The sequence below is a fragment of the Vibrio sp. 1401 genome (assembly GCF_033340295.1).
Genome location: NZ_JAWOWF010000010.1, coordinates 36,306 through 55,271 on the forward strand (window position 1 = coordinate 36,306; position 18,966 = coordinate 55,271).

An 18,966-nucleotide genomic window follows, 5' to 3' on the forward strand; every position below is an offset into this window, starting at 1 on the left:
TATCTCTAGGGTGGATACTACGTCAAACGTAGTTCATAAATGCCTAGTCGTTGAGAGCGGTCAAGCATATCGAACTCATGATCAACGTATTCTTTTAATGTGGCGCCTGCACGCTCAGCAATATTGATGCTAGCGATGTTATCTTCCATACAATGGAACTGAATGAATTGTGCGTGCCCTTTCTTCTTCAAGAAAGGGATCAATACTGCGAGTACTTGATCAATCACACGATGGCCTCGCCCATTGTTGGCAAGCCAGTAGCCAATTTCAGTAACACGTGTATGTGAATCCACACCTTTAATGCCAATAACACCCGTAAGTTGCTCATCAAAATAAATTGCGCACCAGTGGGAATCCAGCGCGTTACTGTTCACTCGCTGGGAAATGTAGTTAACGGCCTCTCTATGATTCGTGACAGAATCCGTCCAAGGTAGATAGCCCTCAAGGCTCTCTCGGTGAGTGTTCACAACCTCTAGTAAAGCGGACGCGTGTTTCGTGTTGAGGGGCTCAATTGAGACCCTTTGCGAGACGGAAAAACGCTTCTGTAAGTGATTTCCTTGATACGTCTCTTGGCATGTGACTTCATCCATAGATGTTATTCCTTTTTATTGTGAACGCTCAGCGCAAATCCTAACGCTTCATTTTATGAGAACAAACCTCTCTATAAAAACTAATCAAAGCCGTTGCCGTTCATTTAGCCCTTTTGATCGATCAGCGTAAATGGCGTTAGTGATGCCACATCTACATAATGTTTCCATACATGTTCATAGAGGTGATGCTGATTGGCAAACGGAGCCAGCTGCTTAGCTTCTTCAAGCGTACACCAGCGATACTCTGTATGCTCTTCGTTAAGAACAACTGATTGGTTAGGCGGACAAAATAGCACAAAACATGGGATAACCATGATACGGTTATTTTTTGCTTCGTAGAACTGCTCTAGAAAGTCTGCTGTATGTAACTCAACTTGGTCAATTAGTGTCTCTTCTTTTAACTCTCTTAAAATGGTTTGCCACCCGGCTTCACCCGCTTCGATACCACCTGCAACATGGCACCAATAGCCACCTTTTACGCGTTTGAGTAACAGCATTTTTTCTATGCCATCAATTTTTGAAATGACAACGCCTGAAACATGCGTTGCTTTTATCGGGATCATGTAAGCTCCTTAAATATCGAGTTTTTATTGTTACGCTGAAGAGAGGCAGATTAATTGCTACGTATTCTACTGTTTATTCATCTTGTCGACAGAAGTGTTTGAGTTGAGAGGATTTAATCACTAACTAAGTATGCTAAAGTGAGATCTGTCGCAACAAATGAGCAGTAAAATGTCCAATTCATTCAACACTATGATTCCCATCGGTGTGCGCTTTATGGTGCTTTCCGCGTTCGGCTTTGCTCTGATGTCAGCTACAGTAAAGCACGTCGGCAACTACGGCATCCCCGTTTTTGAAATCGTTGCAGCAAGAGCGCTCGTTTCACTTATCATTAGTTATTTCGATGTAAAGCGAAAACGAATTTCTGTATGGGGCAATAATAAGCCATTACTATTTGCACGCGGTGCTGTGGGTACGATGGCTCTGATGTGTGTATATTATTCAGTGACCACCTTACCTTTGGCAGAAGCGACGATATTCCAGTATATTCATCCGGTATTTACTGCACTACTCGCCGTATTTTTCTTGAAAGAGCGCATCCAGCCGTCAACTTTCCTTTGTATTGCGTTGTGCTTACTCGGCATCTATATCATGGTAAGCCCAGAAACTGGGCAAGGCTCAGATAGCGCTTTACCAATGTTTAGCGTCATGATTGCGATCTTAGGCGCATTTGGTAGCTCAATTGCCTACGTCATTGTCAGAAAACTGAGTCAGACAGAAGACAGCTCAGTGATCATTTTCTATTTCCCGTTGGTTGCTCTCCCCGCTTCACTCTTACTGATTGGCGACGATTTTATAATGCCCGATCTATATCTGACTTTCATGTTGGTTCTAGTTGGTGTCTTTACCCAAATTGGACAATTGGGGTTAACCAAAGCGATGCAAACTCAACAAGCGGGTAAAGCCTCCGCTTATTCGTATATCCAGATCGTATTTTCTGTGTTGTTGGGCATCATTTTCTTTGGCGAGGTTCCGATCATTTGGACGTACGTCGGTGGCGGTCTGATTGTTACAGGCGCATTAATTAATGCGTTTGGTCATCACTTACGGTTACCTTTTATTAAGCGCAACGCTTGATATACCTCGCCAGAACCGTAAACACGACATTTAGAAAAACAGCCAGAGTGACTCTGGCTGTTTTGTGTTTAGCCTAACGTTAAGCTGATATTTTTAACCCTGCGATACCAGCGACAATCATTAGCAAGCTTAAGGCTTTGATAAGTGTTGCTGGCTCATTGAACAGATAAATACTCACGACTGCTGTGCCTATTGCGCCAATCCCTACCCATACGCCATAAGCAATGCCTAAAGGCAAGGTTCTTAACGCAATGCCAAGCAACCAAAAGCTCAATAACATAAAGACAATAGTGAATGCCGAAGCGCCGAATTTGGTAAAGCCTTGTGAATATTTAAGACCGACAGCCCATGCGATTTCACACAGGCCCGCAATGAAGAGAATTCCCCAAGCCATGTCACATTTCCCAACGAGATGGGGTCGTCCCCGAGAAAAGATAGAGCGGTGAGGTCGTCCTCACTTCTGATTTACTGCTTATTATATACAGAAATTTAAACATAAAAAATAAAACACGGCGATAAGCATACAACTCAAACATCTCATGCACGCTTAAATTCTACGCTTTTCTTTTTAACGGTGGCGGGCTCTCTATGTTCGCATCAATAACGACACCGTTTTTTAACAATTTACATATAACCTTATGGTGTTGAAAGTGTTGCATTTATTGCACAAATCACACAAAAACTAATTGAACATGTAAATATGAAAACGTTTGTGTGACTAATATCGCTTAAAACAATGACTGATGACTTTAATATTCAGCCGAATTAATTATAAGGTATGACGTACCCATGAAAGCAATCAAAACCTCTATCGCTGTCCTTGTTGGCGCCGCTCTACTATCTGGATGTAATGACGACACTGAATACGTCAATGTTCAGCCTAAAGAAGTAAAAATAGCGACTTACAACCTCTCTTTTGACCGCGCTACCTTCGAAACTTTGGTAGGTGAAATGCAAATTGAACCAACGCAGCAAACTGCGTTGGTCACCTCTTATTTAGACGGTTCAATCGCAGCCGAAGACAAAACCACTGCGGAAAAAGTCATTCAAATTCGTAACGTTGCAGCAATCATTCAAAAGAATCGTCCTGATGTTCTTATGATGGCGGAATACAACAACGACGGAACAGGCGAAAACAAAGCAGCCATTGAAGGATTCCAGAAGAACTACCTGTCTGTCGCGCAAAGCATCAATGGCGCGGGCGGTGAAGCAAACCTTGAGCCTATTGAATACCCTTATGCTGAATCTTACTCAACTAATACAGGGTTGTTGAGTGAGTTTGATCTCGACAACAACGGAACCGCAGGTCAAATGCCAGGTGATGCATGGGGCTTTGGCATGTACCATGGTCAATATGCATTTGCCCTTATGTCTAAGTATAAAATTGACACAGCAAACACACGTACATTCCAAGCATTTAAATGGAAAGATATGGAAGGTGCGAAAATTCCAACCATTACTATCTGTGACGGTTCGCAAAAGATTCCAGACGGCATGAAGTGTGGTGATGAATGGTACTCAGCGGAAGAATGGGATCAAGTGCGTCTATCTTCGAAAAATCACGTCGACGCGCCAATCATCATTCCAACTCGCAATGGCGAAGAAGTTGTACACTTGTTGATGTCTCATCCTACTCCACCAGTATTCGACACCGGTAAAAACAAAGCGCAAAACGCAGCAGAAGTGGAGTTTTGGCATCATTACATTCAAGGTAAAGACTATTTTTACGACGATGCGGGTAAAACAGGTGGCTTAACGAACGGCACTAAATTCGTAATGATGGGTGATCAAAACCTTGATCCAGTGGCTGGTGACGGTATTAGCTCTGTAATGCAAGAGCTGCACAACGATCCATTGGTTAATCAAACCGTGATGAATGGTGAGCTTTACCCAACAAGCTTTGGTGCAGCTGAACACGCTGTTGACCGCAGTTCAACTCACCCATATCCGAATCGCATCACTTCAACGTTTGGCTTAGGGGTAGACTATGCCTTGCCTTCAGCAAATTTGAATGTAATAGACTCTGGTGTGTACTGGTCAGCGTCTTATGAAGAAGGCCGTAAACTATTTAACGATGCACGTATCGGTAAGTATGGTGATGGTAAGGATGTATCTTCCGACCATCGCATGATCTGGATTAAAGCACAGTTCTAGACTGCATAAAAAAAGCCAACCACAAGGAGTCGTGATTGGCTGTATATATTTGTGAACAAGATGGTTCACTAACAACGTCAGTTGGCTAGGTGACCCTCGGCTTAGAAAGGGTCACTCATACTAAAGCATGAGGCGTGCCAACTTTTCAGTGCACAAAAACAGGTTGTTATTTAATCACTTTCATTAAAACTTAACCAATAGCTACTGTTTGCTCACCGAATAAATTGCAATTTGCAAACTACCATTGGCATTTCGCAATAAACCTGATCTTTAGCTCTTGCTTTTATTGCTTCCTAGCTAAGTCGCGTGCAAGGATTAACGCAAGTCCGAATACTTGCAAGAAGAGTCCGATATTCTTGTACCAAGCGATCTTTTCATCCTGCTTTGCCATTACCTCATTGAGCTCTACATTCTCAATGTAGTAATTATCGATGCGGTCTCTATACGAAGCTTGTGCCTGATTTATCTTTGACATCAGTTGAGGAAGTTGATCAATTTTTATTTCATCCGACTCGTTGAGAACCCAAGAAGATAAATGCCCTGCTAATACCTCTTCTAGCTCTAAAGGTATCGCTACGCTCTGACTTATGTGCACATGCAGCAGTAAAGCTTCTCTTTTCCTTTCTAGGGTTTCCACACTGTTCCATGCGAGTTGGATGGAATACAAGTTTTCTGCTGTTTGCTCTGCGAGCTGCGAGTGCTGTTTACCCAACTTATCAAGGACTAAGCTAGTAACGATGATCGCGCCAATATTCAGTACTAATCCAATCAGAACGAGTACCCAAGGTGGTGGAATGTAACGTCGCAGACTTACCATAACTTATCGTATGGCAGGTAAATCATATTTAACACAACCAATGAAAGTATCACCAGAAATGTCACCTGCATCCCTCTAATGCGCTTTTTCAAGTCTTTTTTCAATATGCCTTTAGCATGAATAACTCGACCAATTACAAAAATAATACCGGTGAGATGTATCCATGTTGGGTAAGCACTATTGAATTCTAAAAGTGCCATTAAAATCAGGGTGATGGGGATATATTCTGTCGCATTACTCTGGGCACTACGAGCAATTTGTAGAGCCTCTACCCCACCATCTGCATAAGCAATTTGATTTAAGCGACGTTGCTTAATTACTTGAACAGCCAACCAAATAATGAGTATTGCGAGAATGTTGGCATACAGAGCTGTGATCATATGTCGTCCTTCTTGATCTGGTTTTCACTTATATAAGCGTGTCACTTGGCTATAACTATAGCGGTATCATTATGATAATGCGTCAAATAATCTCAAGTTATGATTTCTATTCGGGCAAAAAACGAAAGCCAATGCTTCATGACATTAAAAATGCCCTCGAATGGAGGGCATAAGAATAAAGAAGCTAATATGTGAGAATATTGAAACCACTATAAGGGGTGTTTGACCAGCTTTTTGCGCCGATGCCCTTTGATAATACTTTCAAAAATTGTGAACAACAGCCCTACCCAAATAAATGCAAAGGTCACCGCTTTCACTTCGTCAAACAACTCGCCAAAAAACATAACTGCCAACACAAACTGCAAGCTTGGCTCGATGTATTGCATTAGACCGACGGTTGATAAATTAGTTATACGTATTGCGATAGAATAAAATACGAGTGGTAAAAGTGTGATAGGTGCACTGCCAAAATACAAAAGCAATGTTGTGGTATCTGTGCCCGAAGCCAGTTCACCAGTTGCCCATTGTTTATAGAGCAAATATGCGAGTGCAACTGGAGTCAGTAACAACGCCTCAACAAACAAGGTTGTACTCCAGTCATAATTTATCTTCTTCTTGTACAGCCCATACAAAGCAAAGAACAACCCCATCGTTAGTGCGATAACGGGTAGCTGACCATAGTGAATCACTTGATACATAACACCAATTGTTGCCAGCACGATTGCAATAAGTTTGCCTTTTGAGAGCCTATCCCCAAGAATAAATACGCCCAGCGCAACAGATACTAATGGTCCAATAAAGAAGCCTAAGCTGGCATCGATGACCCGATGATGGGTCAAAGCCCAAGTGAACGCACTCCAAGAAATACACATCAAACTGCTCGCCACAAACGTGTACCACAAGGATTTTTTATCAAGCCAGATTTCTTTCCAATTCAGCCCTCGACGGGTTATCCCAAGTACAATTAGAAACCCGACAGGTACAGACCCAATGATTCGCCATGCTAGCAACTCATCCATAGAAGCATTCGGTAAATAACGATAATAAATTGGTAGCAATCCCCAGATCACAAAGGAGAATGCTGCCATAAAAGTGCCATAACGAGTGTTATTCATAAAACTATCGCCCATCTAAACGACCAATTTGGCGTAAGTAAACAAGTCCGCCATACATAAAAAGGAATGCAATCCCGCAGTGACTTTATGATGCAGATGGCATTATTGGCTCAACGCTTGTACGACGGCGGTAAAGCCACTCACAAAACACAACATAAGTGCCCCAAACCGAATCTTTTCTTTTGGTAACGACTGGGTAGTTTTCATTGCTAGCCAGTAACCAAGCGCCGCAGCAGGTAATAGAGGAATAGTAATGACCAAATGATGCAATGTGAAGAAGCCCACTGGGATTTGTACTATTAGTGAAATAATCGAACTGAAAACAAAAAAAGCCGATAAGTTGCCGCGTAACTGATTTGCTTCTTGATGCTGCAACAATAACGCCATCGGAGGGCCTCCAATCGCAGAACTGGTACCAAACAACCCAGAAAAGAAGCCAGCACATGTCATACGCGAAGGCGTAGGCTCAACCCGAAACGGTAAAACACTCACCAAGACTGCAAACAGCACCAACAAACCAATCCAAAGCGTGAGAGTTTGTGTAGATACAAAAAAGAGTAGCAAGCCACCAGCAATTGATCCCGGCACTCGCCCAATCAACGCCATCTTTAAGCCGCCGATTTCAACACTACTGCGGTGCTTCATCGCATTCATCAACGAAATAAATAACGCGACTAAACAGATTGGCGCAGGAACATATTCTGGCGCCCAAAGAATCAGTAAAGGTGCGGCAACAATAGCCAAGCCAAAACCGATTGCGGTCTGGACATAAGAGCCAAGAAATATCAAACCTATTGCAAGGAAGTTTATCGAATCGAATTCCATTTAGATTATTCTTATATTTGAAAAATAAACACAAAACCAAAGCACATTCACATGGTGAATACCTCAGGCATACTGCGATATGAATTCCGCGTAGCATTCATCAAAGTGAATAAAAAGACAATCCATTTGTGCGGTTCGCCCTCATTTGCATTTTGTATTTCATTCCGCTGATGTACATGTTTGCTTACATCGAAGAGGATTCATGCTCGCCTGTTCACGCAGCATTTCTTCAGCGGAATTAATGACCTCTTAAAATCTAGCAGAATTAGACCCGTGAATTCTCCGTTGCATTTAATGGATTCAGTCAATTAGTGCGGCGTCGGTATAGCACTTTAGAACTCACCTCTTTATACTACTGATCGATTTATCATTACCGTACTTATTTACACAATAAACAAGTGTACGGTCAGTATTTTTCTACCTTTAACTTGCTGTGAAAATAATATGAAAAAACAAACGGGATTTACTCTAATAGAGTTAGTCGTAGTTATTGTCGTGCTCGGTATTCTTGCTGTCACTGCCGCGCCACGCTTTTTAAACCTTCAAAGTGATGCACGTGAAGCTCGTTTGGAAGGAATGAAAGGCGCTATTGCGTCAGCATTAGGCGTCGGTTATGGGAAAATGGCGATTGCGGGGTTGGAAAGCAAGCCTTACGTTTCAAACTTCGTAGACAGTGCTTTAATGGCAGATTTACCATTTGACGGCTGTAATATTGGTGGTTCAAAGCGCTGTGTTTTTTTATATGGATATCCTGATTCTGATAGCGAATCGATGAAGTTACTCGTGCAAGGACTGAACGAAGAAGACTCGGATTGGAAAACATTTCATCACCCGGCTGGTTCAACAACTCGCGAAATGGTCATTGCTGCAGCCGACGAAAAAAGAGCTAGCCTTACACAATGCGGAATTTTATATGGGCCACCGCAGACTCCAAACGAGAGTTACACCTTAGATATTCTTCCCTGCCCTCAATAAAAATAAGGCTGCCAATCGGCAGCCTTATTTGTTTCATCTGATCGGTTTTTTACGCAAAGTTAAACACGTATTTATCCATCATATTCACCATGCGGCCAATCTCTGGCTTGGTAATCGTATCATTTGCGCCAAGAGATAGTGCTTTCGCTCGGTTATCCTCACTCATCAATGACGAGAACATAATGATCGGCATTTCATGAAACGCTTCGGTATCGCGTAGTCTCTTCACTAAGTGCATACCATCCATTCGAGGCATTTCTACGTCCGTAACCACCGCATCTAATAGCTCTTTAACTGGCAAGTTTTCTTCTTTCGCAACCTCGATCAAGCTCATCAACTTCTCATGCGCCTCACCACCGTCTTTACATGTGATCACATTGTAGCCTGAAGAAGCTAATGTATCTTGGATCAAAGAGCGAATAAATGCTGAGTCATCCACCACCATGATCGTTTTCGCATTACGCTTACCGACCATTCTCTGGTTGAGATCCACCGACTTGTCCCCTTTCACATCGTATTTTTCCATACTCAATTCTGGGTTGATGTCTGCGATGATTTTTTCAAAGTCGAGAATCATGATCAGGTTGCCTTCTTTACGGACAACGGCTACTACACAATCTTGTTCGCCCGCTTCCAAAAACTGACTTGGTGATTCCACATCATTCCAAGAGATACGATGAATACGCGAAATGCTGTCAATTAAGAAGCCATTGGTCATTTTGTTGAAATCCGTAACGATTACAAACTTGCGCTCCAGATCTTGTCGTGTTGGCACACCTAACCAACCAGCTAAATCTACTAAAGGCGTCAGTACATCTCTGGATGAGAACACACCAATCATATGAGGTTGTGCGTTTGGATAATCGGTTGTTTCTGGCACGCGAATCACTTCTCGTACTTTCGCAACGTTAATGCCGTAATAACAAGTTTTTGTGCTGCCATCTGGCAATGTTTTTTCTAAATGAAACTCGATGATTTCAAGCTCATTGGTACCACTTTCTGTCAAAATGGTGCTGGTTACGTTACTCATAAAGCCAATTATCCAACCAAAAATACGCATCAGAAAAAGTTTGATGCAAACGCCATGAGAAGCCATTCTCTGGCTAAAAATCCAAAAGTCCTTTTTAGTCGTTACAACAAAATTTGTAAACCATCAAAAGGACGGCTAACGCACATTTCCATACCAAACCATGTAAAATTGTCTCATTTTTGAACACGACATTATGAGTGGCCAAAGTGCGAATTAACACCTCCACTTTTAGCGGCCGAGTCAATGAAAAGTTTAGAAATAATTTGAAGTGATGTTCAGCGTCAATAGCCAAACCTATCTAACAGATATCAGTACAAAGTTGGCTAGCGTGCTCATGCCTGGTGTAGAACAAGCTCTCTTCAAGTGGCTTGGTATAAAACTGCGCTTGCTAACACACGGGTTTAAATCGAAGCGCTAGAAACATCACAAGAAAATCTGAAGGCATAGAACACTGAAAGAACACTTTCAGTTTGTTAGTTTTCTGTCAACGTAAGTTTTAAGTAATCATCCTATCACTAGGTATTTCAATACCTGACATCGCTATTCCCATAATCAAGACACTGATTTTCACTTTTGGAAAGAGTCATTTTTCTTCCTCTTAGCAAGGTTTTTCCTACAATCCTATTCATCCAATTGCGCTGTCGCCTGACAGCACACTAGTTGATGTATTAGGTGAGGTTAACTTTGAATAATGTTCTTATTATCGACGCTCAACCATTGTATAGCGAAGCACTTGCTTCTCTAGTTGAATCCGTAATCAACGCAGCTGAAGTGATTCAAACCACTGACAGTGCGGAAGTGATGGATCTTGTTCGAGGCCAAAAGATTGATTTGATTATTCTAGACGTAGTGCTTGGCGACCGCGATGGTATGCGTTTAGCCAAAAACATTTTAGCGACGGGATATCGTGGCCGACTGTTATTTGTTTCTTCACGCGACTACTCGAGTCTTTCTAAAGCAGCGTACGAAATGGGCGCCAACGGCTTCTTAAGCAAACATGAAACAAGAGAGACCATTATCGACGCAATTGTGAGTGTTTCACGCGGTTACTCAATGTTTAAGTCGACTCACACACCATCGTCGGGTAACGTAACACTTTCAAATCGCGAAGCCATGGTGTTCCATTATCTTGTACAAGGCTACTCAAATAAGAAGATTTCTGAACAACTTTCACTCAGCGCTAAAACAATCAGCACCTACAAAACGCGTATTCTGAAAAAGTACCATGCGGACACGTTGATTGAACTTCTGCATACTATTCCTCAGTCAGAAAACATTGAGTTTTGCCGCTAAGCGCTCATGTATTTTGCAATAGCACCGATTAACAACTGGTGCATTGCATCATGTCTTAAGCTTTGCTTCACCTGTACAACCACTTTTGGCCAGCCATCTGGGTAAAAATGCTCTGGCACTCTTATAAATTTATATCCATCAATTGGCGCCTGATATTCAAGTAATACGGTTGCGGCGCTTTTTTGCTTAATTAGCTTCAATACGCTGCTTACGTTGTCTAGAGCCGCAATACGGTTGATGACCATACCGTGGCTTTCCATTGCACGCTTAACGAGCTGCTCTTTCTCTTTCCAACCGATAATCTCTAACATGATAAAGGGAAGTTTGGCCGCTTCTTCCAGGGTGGTAATTCCCAGCTCTTCAGGGACAACTACCACAGCAGGCGCATAGCCGATGAACTTCTGATAAACAGATTTCGGAACATCCTCGTTGAAGTAATGTAACTGCGCATCCACTTTGCCTAGGATTATCTCTTCTATCGTATACTCTGTAATCGTTGCTATCGAAATGTGCGCCTTGGGAAACAGCGCCATTAAATCCATTGCAAGTAAATGCCCAAATGAGTATTGAGCGGTTTGCGGCAAACAAATGGTGATGTCTTTTTCGTAATTTTCCGGTTCAAACTCATCTCTAATTAGACAAGTTTCAAGCTTCTCGAGTGCATCGGAAATTTTAGGTAATTGACGTTTTAAATAGTCCGTCGGTTCCATGTGGTGAGGATGCCGAATAAACAATTCATCGTTTAGCTGGAGTCGCAATCGGGCAAGGTATTTGCTAATTGACGCTTCGCTCTTCCCCATCGCTTTCGCAACGGGCTTGAGCTGACGGTGCTTATCCAGTAAGACAAGTATTTTAAGTAAGTTTAAGTCGAGATCTTTGTTCACGTGCGACACCAGATGTAAGGTCGAGAATAAATAGAGCAATCACTATTTGTTGACTGCTCTAATATAAAAGACCACTCATTCTGTTTGGTCAAATTAATCAAACAGTTATGTCATGGTTATGTTCCGTAACTTAACATTGAGTCAATACCAGACCTGCTTAATGGGACTTTTGTCTGTGTTTTTTCATCTCATAGAGATCTTCATCTGCACGTACAATAACGTCCTGAAGCGTTTCGTGTAATTCATTCGCCGCGATACCAGTACTCACACTAACCTCGATATCCAAGGTCTTTAGTCGGTTATCTTTAACGACACTACGAAGCTTCTTCGCCAATATTGAAGATTGACTGATACTGCAACCCGGCAGAATCGCAACAAACTCATCACCACCAGTTCGAACTAGATAATCACTATTTCGAAACACTTTAGACATAGCATCAGCAATAATTCCAATAACTTCGTCCCCTACATGGTGACCGTAATGGTCATTGATTCGCTTGATCCTATCGCCATCTATTGCAATGACGGAATATGGCGCGGTTTCCAAACGACGTTTGAACTCGCTATCTTGAAAAACTCTGCGGTTAAACAATCCCGTTAAATCATCTTTCGTCACGTTCGTCAGTGCTTTCGCGAGGCGAAGTTTGCTCTCTTTAGATTCATAAGCTTTGTTGTAATACGCTAAGGTTACGAAAAAGAAGATGATAAACAAGAACACGTAATCCAATACAATTTTACTGAATGGGTACATGTAAACGATAAGATTGTTGTTGTCTGCGACATATGATTGGGTGTACGCGAATGATGGAAAGGGGTAGCCAGCGAAATAAATCACCATTTGTTTGTTCCCATTCGCTATTTGAACATCCACCGCTTTCCCATCATTATAAAGCGGCGAGAGGTATAATTGTTCCGAGAACTCTCCCACTAACTCACCTTGAAAGTAAACCGGACTCATGATGCTTATCGCCATGTCATCGGAGTATGTCGTTTTAAATGGTAGGGAAAACAATACCCGGTCCGTTAGTTGCTCTTTCCACGCGGCTAACACACAAGAATAGTTACTTTTACACCAATCAACATCAAATGTGGCTTTCACTCCCTCTAGCGCTTCAATCGGTCTCTCTAAGATGAGTTTGTTTCCAGTATAAGAACGAAAATACATAACGGCATTTTGTCGATTGAACGCATTTGATAAATACGCTTCAGCCTGATGAAGCGATTTCCGTGCAACAGCTTCAACGTAATTGAGTTTTTCATAAGGTGACAGGGAGTAAATCGCATCTTGAAAGCTCAGCTCTGTTTGCGCTTCTACTTCACTCACGCTCATGCCTTTGTATTGCTCGAGCTGCGCTTCCGTCAATAGCCCCATGAGAATTACTTTTTGTTTTATTTTGGCTAAATTATTCGCGTAAGTGTTGAACTGCTTTACTTCATAAGAAATTAACACCGCACCAATCATTGTGACAGAAGTGACGAATAGTAATGTTGCGATGAAAAGAGACAACGCGATACTTTTAAGTGTCATGATGCGGTCTTACGCCCCCGCCACTCTTGTTAGCTCAACAATGTTCTTTACGTTAAATTTATCCAATAGACGGCGTTTGTATGTGCTGACTGTTTTGTCACTTATTGATAGCACTGAAGCGATTTCTCTATTGGACTTTCCTTGTAGTAAATACTTCATTACTGCACTTTCTCTGCTTGAAAGTTGTGGCATTTCTCGAACGCTGTTAACAACTTGCTTAAATTTGAAGAAGGTATACCCCTTCTCTACCGCTTCTATCGCGTCTTTAAGAATGTCGTGATTTTCCGATTTACACACATAGCCATCAGCGCCAGAACGAAAAGCCATTTGGCTGTACATTTGGCTAGTTTCAGCGGAGAAGAAAATGACTTTGCCTTCATAACCATGGGATTTGATACGTTTGTAGAAATCAAACCCATCGCAATCTGCCAAGTTCACATCTAAGATCAACAGTTGAATTTCTTCCTTTTTCAATATTTGTAATGCCATCTTCGCTGATGTTGCAGTAAATACCCCATTTGTTTTACCTAACTCTTCCAGCAACGACTTGATTGCAACACAAACGAGAGGATGATCGTCAAAGATCAAGTAATTCAATTTATTCATATCTTTCATTTAGTATGGTTATGGCTTCTAGTGGCATGGGTTTATCAATGTAGAAGCCTTGGCAAAGATCAATGCCATACTCACGTATCGCTTGCAGTGTGACTTCGTCTTCAATACCTTCCGCGACCAGTCGTATATTCAAACTTTTCGCTAACGCGCAAATAGCAACAACGATGTTGCGTTTTTTGATATCGCATTCGACACCTTGTACAAACGAACGATCGATTTTTAACTCGTTGAATGGCAGTTGAGCCAGTTTTTCAAACGTCGATGACCCCGTGCCAAAATCATCTATTGAGACAGTGACACCGTTCATCCTCAACTTGAGTAAATTCTTGTACAGGGACGCGCTAGTCTGAAATGTATCTCGCTCTGTAATTTCAATGGTGATTTGTGATGGGTCAATCTCGCTCTCTAAACATTGCTGTAAAAAGTAATGAGAGAACGCCGTATCTTCTAAATTTTCATGGTCTACATTGATGGATACGTTTTGCGTCAATCCGCGGTGTTTCATGTCATAGATAACATTACTCAATACAGCTTGAAACAACTCTCCAGAAAGGCGGCAACGCTCTACAATTGGCAAAAAATAATGAGGGGGTAACACACCATAAATAGGATGATTCCAACGCGCGAGCGCTTCATACCCAAGCACTTCCCCACTTTGCACATCGACTAAAGGCTGGTAATAATTTTTCACGCGCCCTTCAGCCAGAGCAAACAGGAATTCTTGATCTTCCACTTCAATAGGTTGCGCAAAGCTGACTTGTTTCGCTTTTTCATCTTTTATTTTACCCAACAAATCAACGACTTCATTTTCATCGTATGGCTTAGGCAGCTTCCCTAATACTTCAAAACTAAATCCCTCGCACATGGCTCTTACCGCAGAAATAATGGTCAATTCCATTGCACTGACCAGTACAACTTGCCCCTGGTACTGGACTTTATCGAGCATTTCCATCATATCGATGCCGTCTTTTCCGGGCATTTGGATATCACAAAAAATCACGTCAAAATATTGTTCCTGCACACTCTGAATAGCGGCATCCACACAGTTAAAAGGGATGACTTGCGCGCAATAGCGTTCCAATATTTGCGTAAGTATTGTGGTTTGTAGCGGATGGTCATCAATCACCATCACATTAAATTGTGTATTCATTTGTCTCTACCCAATAGTTTATGTTTTCGATCTCCTGCTCGATTCGTAAAATTAGCTCCGCTGTTCGCCTGTCAAACTCCGCAGCAGTAACTCGTTCTGCCTCAATACAAAGCTCAGCCAGCATGCTTACCCCTATCGTCCCAACCGCTCCTTTGATGCCATGAATGACCCGTTTTTTGTCTCGCTCAGTCGATGCGGCGTTTAAGTTTTTTATATCTGTAGACATTGATTGACTAAACACGCGCGCAATCTCTTTTGCGTCCTGAGCTTTGAACCGTTTAATCCAGCCGGGCAGCCTACCCCTCTCTTTTTCGCCAATAAATGGAATCAAAACGGTTTTTAATTGATTAAGGTCATAGGGCTTGTAGAGCACATCATCAATGCCGATATCCTGTGTACGTTCAATGGCAAGACGAGCATCTTCTGCTGTCACACCGATGATTGGAATTGCTTTAAATTCGGAGTTTTTCACGTGCCTAACAAGCTCATAGCCATCCATTTCTGGCATATGAAAATCGGTCAGCAGCAACACAACGTTTTCATCTTGGTTGATGTATTCCCATGCTTCGCGGCCGTTATTCACAATGACAGGTTCGATTCCAAGTTCATGAAGCTGCATTGCTATCACACTTTGGTTAATGGGATTATCTTCTGCGACCAGTACCGTGCCGAGAACCCAAGAAACCACTTCTTGATTTACGTCACTAAGCTTGGTTTCTTGCTGCGTTTGGCTGAGCAAATTGAACAATGTATCTGGATATTGAATCTCTCTTAGCGTAAGACTGCCAAGTACCCTTTGTTCATCACGCAGCATTAGGCCATTAAAACTGGCATCGCTGTCGTGTATAGGGTGAAGGTTCGCCACCATTGTTTTTAACGTCGCTGGACGCATTTTCCACGCGTCACACCACTGGCGAATATTAAGTGGTAAGCTCTCGCTATACGTCCAGTTCAAACAAACGTCTGGCTCAGAGTCGCAATGCTCAATTGGCAGTCTGACAGTAATCGTCGTGCCCAAGCCAAATTGTGAATCGATGCAGAGCACGCCGCCCATGCAGTCGATCAATCGGTCAACAATGCTTAGCCCCAATCCAGTACCGCCATATTTACGCGTAATAGTGTCATCCGCTTGAACAAAAGGATTGAGAATGCCTTCGAGTTGGTCATCCGTCATGCCGATACCTGAATCCGCCACTTTCAAAATAAGCTGCTTTTCATGAAGAATGACACTGATTCCAACTTCTCCTTCGGCAGTGAACTTCATCGCATTGGAGAGTAGATTGGTGGTAATTTGCACCAATCGCAGCGCGTCGATTTCAATGAAAGCATTCGAAAATGGTTTGATTGTCACTTTGTAATCCAAACCTTTCGCAAGCGCTCGTGGTTCAAAGCTTCGAAACACATCGCACAAGGTTTTAAGCAAGTCGGTCTTAACTGGGGCGACGGTTAAGTGCCCTGCCTCTAATTTTGAATAATCCAGTACTTCGTCTACTAGCGTATTCAAATGATTGAGCGAGCGTATGGCTTGGGCAATTAACTCGCGATTTGAATCTGCCGTCACTTGGCGATTTAGCAAATCGAGGATGCCGTGTGCTGCCGACAATGGCGTTCTTAATTCGTGACTCATGGTTGCCAAAAAGTTTTCGCGCGCACGTACCGCGGTTTGCGCTTCTTTTTGCGCATCGATTAACGCCTGCTCACGTTCTTTTTGCTGGGTAATATCTTGAATAACAGTCAGTACAAACTTGTTCTTACCGCTAGGAGAAGCGATGACTTTGCGTTCTCGATATACATGTTTAATATCAAGTTCACAGCCCGACGAGGCAACCTCTTCTGAAATACGCTTTCCAGCGATAACAGTGGTCAGTTCATCAAAATTATTCACCAGAGGAGCGTGCGCAGAATCACTTTTCAACTTACATTGTTGGCACTGTTTACTGTTGTAGTTGGCACAATTGCTCATCTCCATATGGTTATTTTCACTATGGATAAAAACCAAGCTATTGATCTCTTTGATGATGTCCATCAGCCATTGCTTTTCCGCTTCCTCATTGTCAGCATTAAATTCGGCTAACCTCACTTTAAGTCGCATGTGAGATAAGATGAAATACGCCGCAATTAACATGAGACAGAATATGAATGAACCAGCAACAACAAATGTAGCGATCTGCTCCGCGTCATAGCCATAAGTCAGTTTGAAGCTTCGGTGAGAACGCAGCAGTTTTTCGATCTCGTTAGAATCAATGGTTTCGATGATGCTGTTCAACATGTGTTGAAGTTGTGTATTGTGGTTTGCAACCGCAAATGCATTAGAGAACGTCAAAACGTCCTCCGCATTGATCACCAAGCCATCGACTTGATCTTGTGCAATCATGTTGTGAACGATATCGTCAGGAATGTAAGCCACATCCAAAACGCCCGATTTCAAATCGGTAAGCAGCTTTTTCAAATCATCATAATGATCAACTTGGCCTTGCTGCCAAGTGCCCAAATGAACTAACCCTTGCTTTTTCAAAGTGAGCAGAATACCCGCTTCTTTCAGTGCAGGTTTATCGCGCTTGCTCTGCTCCGCTTGGATAGCCACGTAATTACTGTGCATGAATGGTTTAGTGAACAACCAATCTGACTTAGGTAGCTCACCCACATAAGAGATGGGGACTATATCGGCATCAAATGCCGTTAATCCATTTGAAAGGCTCGACGTCGGCTTCACATACTTAAAGCTCAAGCCAGTACGAGACTGCAATAAGTCGACAAAATCTGGAAAGAAGCCATCTAACTCGCCCGTTTGCGAATCTCGGTAGAGAAACGGATAAGCTTCGTCACTGCTGCTGTAAGTTATCACTAGTTTGTTTTGATGATTACGTCGGTAATCTACCAATAACTTATCACTGATATGGTAAGGATTTTTCGAGGCGACGGAGCGAATGTTTTTTCCATTTTGCTCCCACTGAAGGATTTTGTTGATGTCATCGATCAGACTCTGTTTGTCCAACGAAGCGATAAAACTCACCTCTTCGTTTTTCAACCAACTGGGAATATCGACAACCCCTTTTACAATGTCATTCAAATCCAAATATTGGGTAATACCAACATAAGTGTAAATCAGCGCGTTCGCTTTACCTCGCTTAACTTCATTAAACGCCTCTAAACGTGTTTTAACATAATGTATCTTATCGATACCACGTTCAGTGAGGTTGTCACAATACACACTGCCCTCAACACACACCCATTTAAGATCACGCGCATCACTATCTCGGTAAGTGGCATTCCGATACCAAACAGCGATAGTGCTCGAAAAGAAAGGCATCGAAAACAAGAAACGCTTTTCTCTTGCTGCTGTTTTACTAAATCCAACCGCACCATCAATCTTCTTGCTTTCGACATCCGCAAGTAAAGACGGAATATGCTTGTAAGTCCGAAGTTCTAACTCATAATCCAAAGCTTTAGTAATGTTAGACAAATACTCAAGACTAATTCCGTACGAAGGACCAACGCTACCGTCAAACGAGTCTTTAGCTTCGTCTTGCGCAATAACACCAACGATGACCTTCGGTTTAGGACTCTGTTTGGCAGTTGAGCAAAAAGAACTCGCTAAAAAAATTAAGGCGACGGACGATACCGTAATACTTCTAAGAATACTGAGCATGACTGCTTCCTCTGAATGGAAGCTCAGACTAGTTTTTGTCAGATAAAAGTCAAACTTAGCTCAATAGTGAAATAAAAATAACACTCTGATATAAAAGTAAAAAACCAAAATTCGTCAGAACAATCTGACAACACAATCCACCTTTGACTACACAGCGTTTGCGTTCGGTCTCTCACCCAGACGGATATTCACTGCGAGTCGGTATACATAAGGGATGTGTGCTTTTAGGTTTGCACGCCATAGCTTTTTACTTTCATCTTGAATGATTCATCATCATTCCATGATAAACTGGCGTATTAACATGAAAGAAAGCTCAACTCCGC

At 42.3% G+C, this 18,966-nt stretch carries 17 protein-coding genes; 4 read left to right on the forward strand and 13 right to left on the reverse strand.

The genetic code is table 11. The features are described from left to right. Positions 1 to 17 precede the first annotated feature (17 nt). The gene (locus R7Z77_RS07745; protein WP_025767834.1) at positions 18 to 590 is read right to left on the reverse strand and encodes a GNAT family N-acetyltransferase; all 573 of its coding nucleotides are present in this window, start codon (positions 588 to 590) and stop codon (positions 18 to 20) included. A 104-nt stretch (positions 591 to 694) separates the two neighbouring features. Then, complete coding sequence (locus R7Z77_RS07750) at positions 695 to 1,153, reverse strand: NUDIX hydrolase (protein ID WP_005376504.1); 459 nt, start codon at positions 1,151 to 1,153, stop codon at positions 695 to 697. A 169-nt stretch (positions 1,154 to 1,322) separates the two neighbouring features. Between R7Z77_RS07750 and R7Z77_RS07755 the strand changes: the two genes are divergently transcribed. After that, the gene (locus R7Z77_RS07755; RefSeq protein WP_171342914.1) at positions 1,323 to 2,228 is read left to right on the forward strand and encodes a DMT family transporter; all 906 of its coding nucleotides are present in this window, start codon (positions 1,323 to 1,325) and stop codon (positions 2,226 to 2,228) included. A gap of 79 nt (positions 2,229 to 2,307) precedes the next feature. On the opposite strand, the gene R7Z77_RS07760 is transcribed toward R7Z77_RS07755, so the two are convergent. Continuing rightward, a complete protein-coding gene (locus R7Z77_RS07760) occupies positions 2,308 to 2,622 on the reverse strand; it encodes a DMT family transporter (protein ID WP_005376506.1) in 315 nt (104 codons plus the stop codon). A 395-nt stretch (positions 2,623 to 3,017) separates the two neighbouring features. Between R7Z77_RS07760 and R7Z77_RS07765 the strand changes: the two genes are divergently transcribed. Beyond that, on the forward strand, positions 3,018 to 4,382 hold the full coding sequence (locus R7Z77_RS07765) for an endonuclease/exonuclease/phosphatase family protein (protein WP_115386610.1): 1,365 nt from the start codon (positions 3,018 to 3,020) through the stop codon (positions 4,380 to 4,382). 283 nt (positions 4,383 to 4,665) lie between these two features. On the opposite strand, the gene R7Z77_RS07770 is transcribed toward R7Z77_RS07765, so the two are convergent. The 4 genes from R7Z77_RS07770 to R7Z77_RS07785 all read right to left on the reverse strand — a co-directional run bounded on the left by R7Z77_RS07770 (position 4,666) and on the right by R7Z77_RS07785 (position 7,519). Further along, complete coding sequence (locus R7Z77_RS07770) at positions 4,666 to 5,199, reverse strand: hypothetical protein (RefSeq protein WP_033906497.1); 534 nt, start codon at positions 5,197 to 5,199, stop codon at positions 4,666 to 4,668. Then, complete coding sequence (locus R7Z77_RS07775) at positions 5,193 to 5,579, reverse strand: MAPEG family protein (protein ID WP_005376510.1); 387 nt, start codon at positions 5,577 to 5,579, stop codon at positions 5,193 to 5,195. The genes R7Z77_RS07770 and R7Z77_RS07775 overlap by 7 nt, the downstream gene beginning before the upstream one ends. Positions 5,580 to 5,788: 209 nt before the next feature. After that, positions 5,789 to 6,694, reverse strand: a complete 906-nt coding sequence (gene rarD, locus R7Z77_RS07780) for an EamA family transporter RarD (protein WP_031778926.1) — start codon at positions 6,692 to 6,694, stop codon at positions 5,789 to 5,791. Between the two features lie 102 nt (positions 6,695 to 6,796). Continuing rightward, on the reverse strand, positions 6,797 to 7,519 hold the full coding sequence (locus R7Z77_RS07785) for a sulfite exporter TauE/SafE family protein (RefSeq protein WP_005390054.1): 723 nt from the start codon (positions 7,517 to 7,519) through the stop codon (positions 6,797 to 6,799). A gap of 444 nt (positions 7,520 to 7,963) precedes the next feature. On the opposite strand from R7Z77_RS07785, the gene R7Z77_RS07790 reads away from it, so the two are divergent. After that, complete coding sequence (locus R7Z77_RS07790; RefSeq protein WP_005376513.1) at positions 7,964 to 8,494, forward strand: prepilin-type N-terminal cleavage/methylation domain-containing protein; 531 nt, start codon at positions 7,964 to 7,966, stop codon at positions 8,492 to 8,494. Positions 8,495 to 8,543: 49 nt separating this feature from the next. Here R7Z77_RS07790 and R7Z77_RS07795 read toward each other — a convergent pair whose 3' ends face one another. After that, complete coding sequence (locus tag R7Z77_RS07795) at positions 8,544 to 9,524, reverse strand: chemotaxis protein (protein WP_025998672.1); 981 nt, start codon at positions 9,522 to 9,524, stop codon at positions 8,544 to 8,546. Between the two features lie 684 nt (positions 9,525 to 10,208). On the opposite strand from R7Z77_RS07795, the gene R7Z77_RS07800 reads away from it, so the two are divergent. Next, positions 10,209 to 10,817 carry a response regulator transcription factor gene (locus tag R7Z77_RS07800; protein ID WP_017821556.1) on the forward strand — a complete coding sequence of 203 codons (609 nt, stop codon included), beginning with the start codon at positions 10,209 to 10,211 and terminating at the stop codon, positions 10,815 to 10,817. Here R7Z77_RS07800 and R7Z77_RS07805 read toward each other — a convergent pair. The 5 genes from R7Z77_RS07805 to R7Z77_RS07825 form a co-directional block, all read right to left on the reverse strand. After that, a complete protein-coding gene (locus R7Z77_RS07805) occupies positions 10,814 to 11,701 on the reverse strand; it encodes a LysR family transcriptional regulator (RefSeq protein WP_017635345.1) in 888 nt (295 codons plus the stop codon). The genes R7Z77_RS07800 and R7Z77_RS07805 overlap by 4 nt on opposite strands. Before the next feature lie 157 nt (positions 11,702 to 11,858). Then, positions 11,859 to 13,229 (reverse strand): GGDEF domain-containing protein, encoded by a 1,371-nt coding sequence (locus R7Z77_RS07810; protein WP_005376517.1) that lies wholly within the window; start codon positions 13,227 to 13,229, stop codon positions 11,859 to 11,861. 9 nt (positions 13,230 to 13,238) lie between these two features. Beyond that, a complete protein-coding gene (locus R7Z77_RS07815; RefSeq protein ID WP_017635347.1) occupies positions 13,239 to 13,835 on the reverse strand; it encodes a response regulator transcription factor in 597 nt (198 codons plus the stop codon). After that, positions 13,828 to 14,994 carry an EAL domain-containing response regulator gene (locus tag R7Z77_RS07820; RefSeq protein WP_054576033.1) on the reverse strand — a complete coding sequence of 389 codons (1,167 nt, stop codon included), beginning with the start codon at positions 14,992 to 14,994 and terminating at the stop codon, positions 13,828 to 13,830. Before R7Z77_RS07820 ends, R7Z77_RS07815 begins: the two co-directional genes overlap by 8 nt. Then, positions 14,978 to 18,643, reverse strand: coding sequence for an ATP-binding protein (locus R7Z77_RS07825; protein ID WP_213874254.1), 3,666 nt, complete (start codon positions 18,641 to 18,643; stop codon positions 14,978 to 14,980). Before R7Z77_RS07825 ends, R7Z77_RS07820 begins: the two co-directional genes overlap by 17 nt. Positions 18,644 to 18,966: the final 323 nt, after the last annotated feature.

Coding starts and splice junctions, on each gene's coding strand:
- R7Z77_RS07745 (WP_025767834.1), bottom strand. CDS start 590: ATGGATGAAGTCACATGCCAAGAGACGTATCAAGGAAATCACTTACAG.
- R7Z77_RS07750 (WP_005376504.1), bottom strand. CDS start 1,153: ATGATCCCGATAAAAGCAACGCATGTTTCAGGCGTTGTCATTTCAAAA.
- R7Z77_RS07755 (WP_171342914.1), top strand. CDS start 1,323: ATGTCCAATTCATTCAACACTATGATTCCCATCGGTGTGCGCTTTATG.
- R7Z77_RS07760 (WP_005376506.1), bottom strand. CDS start 2,622: ATGGCTTGGGGAATTCTCTTCATTGCGGGCCTGTGTGAAATCGCATGG.
- R7Z77_RS07765 (WP_115386610.1), top strand. CDS start 3,018: ATGAAAGCAATCAAAACCTCTATCGCTGTCCTTGTTGGCGCCGCTCTA.
- R7Z77_RS07770 (WP_033906497.1), bottom strand. CDS start 5,199: ATGGTAAGTCTGCGACGTTACATTCCACCACCTTGGGTACTCGTTCTG.
- R7Z77_RS07775 (WP_005376510.1), bottom strand. CDS start 5,579: ATGATCACAGCTCTGTATGCCAACATTCTCGCAATACTCATTATTTGG.
- rarD (WP_031778926.1), bottom strand. CDS start 6,694: ATGAATAACACTCGTTATGGCACTTTTATGGCAGCATTCTCCTTTGTG.
- R7Z77_RS07785 (WP_005390054.1), bottom strand. CDS start 7,519: ATGGAATTCGATTCGATAAACTTCCTTGCAATAGGTTTGATATTTCTT.
- R7Z77_RS07790 (WP_005376513.1), top strand. CDS start 7,964: ATGAAAAAACAAACGGGATTTACTCTAATAGAGTTAGTCGTAGTTATT.
- R7Z77_RS07795 (WP_025998672.1), bottom strand. CDS start 9,524: ATGAGTAACGTAACCAGCACCATTTTGACAGAAAGTGGTACCAATGAG.
- R7Z77_RS07810 (WP_005376517.1), bottom strand. CDS start 13,229: ATGACACTTAAAAGTATCGCGTTGTCTCTTTTCATCGCAACATTACTA.
- R7Z77_RS07815 (WP_017635347.1), bottom strand. CDS start 13,835: ATGAATAAATTGAATTACTTGATCTTTGACGATCATCCTCTCGTTTGT.
- R7Z77_RS07820 (WP_054576033.1), bottom strand. CDS start 14,994: ATGAATACACAATTTAATGTGATGGTGATTGATGACCATCCGCTACAA.
- R7Z77_RS07825 (WP_213874254.1), bottom strand. CDS start 18,643: ATGCTCAGTATTCTTAGAAGTATTACGGTATCGTCCGTCGCCTTAATT.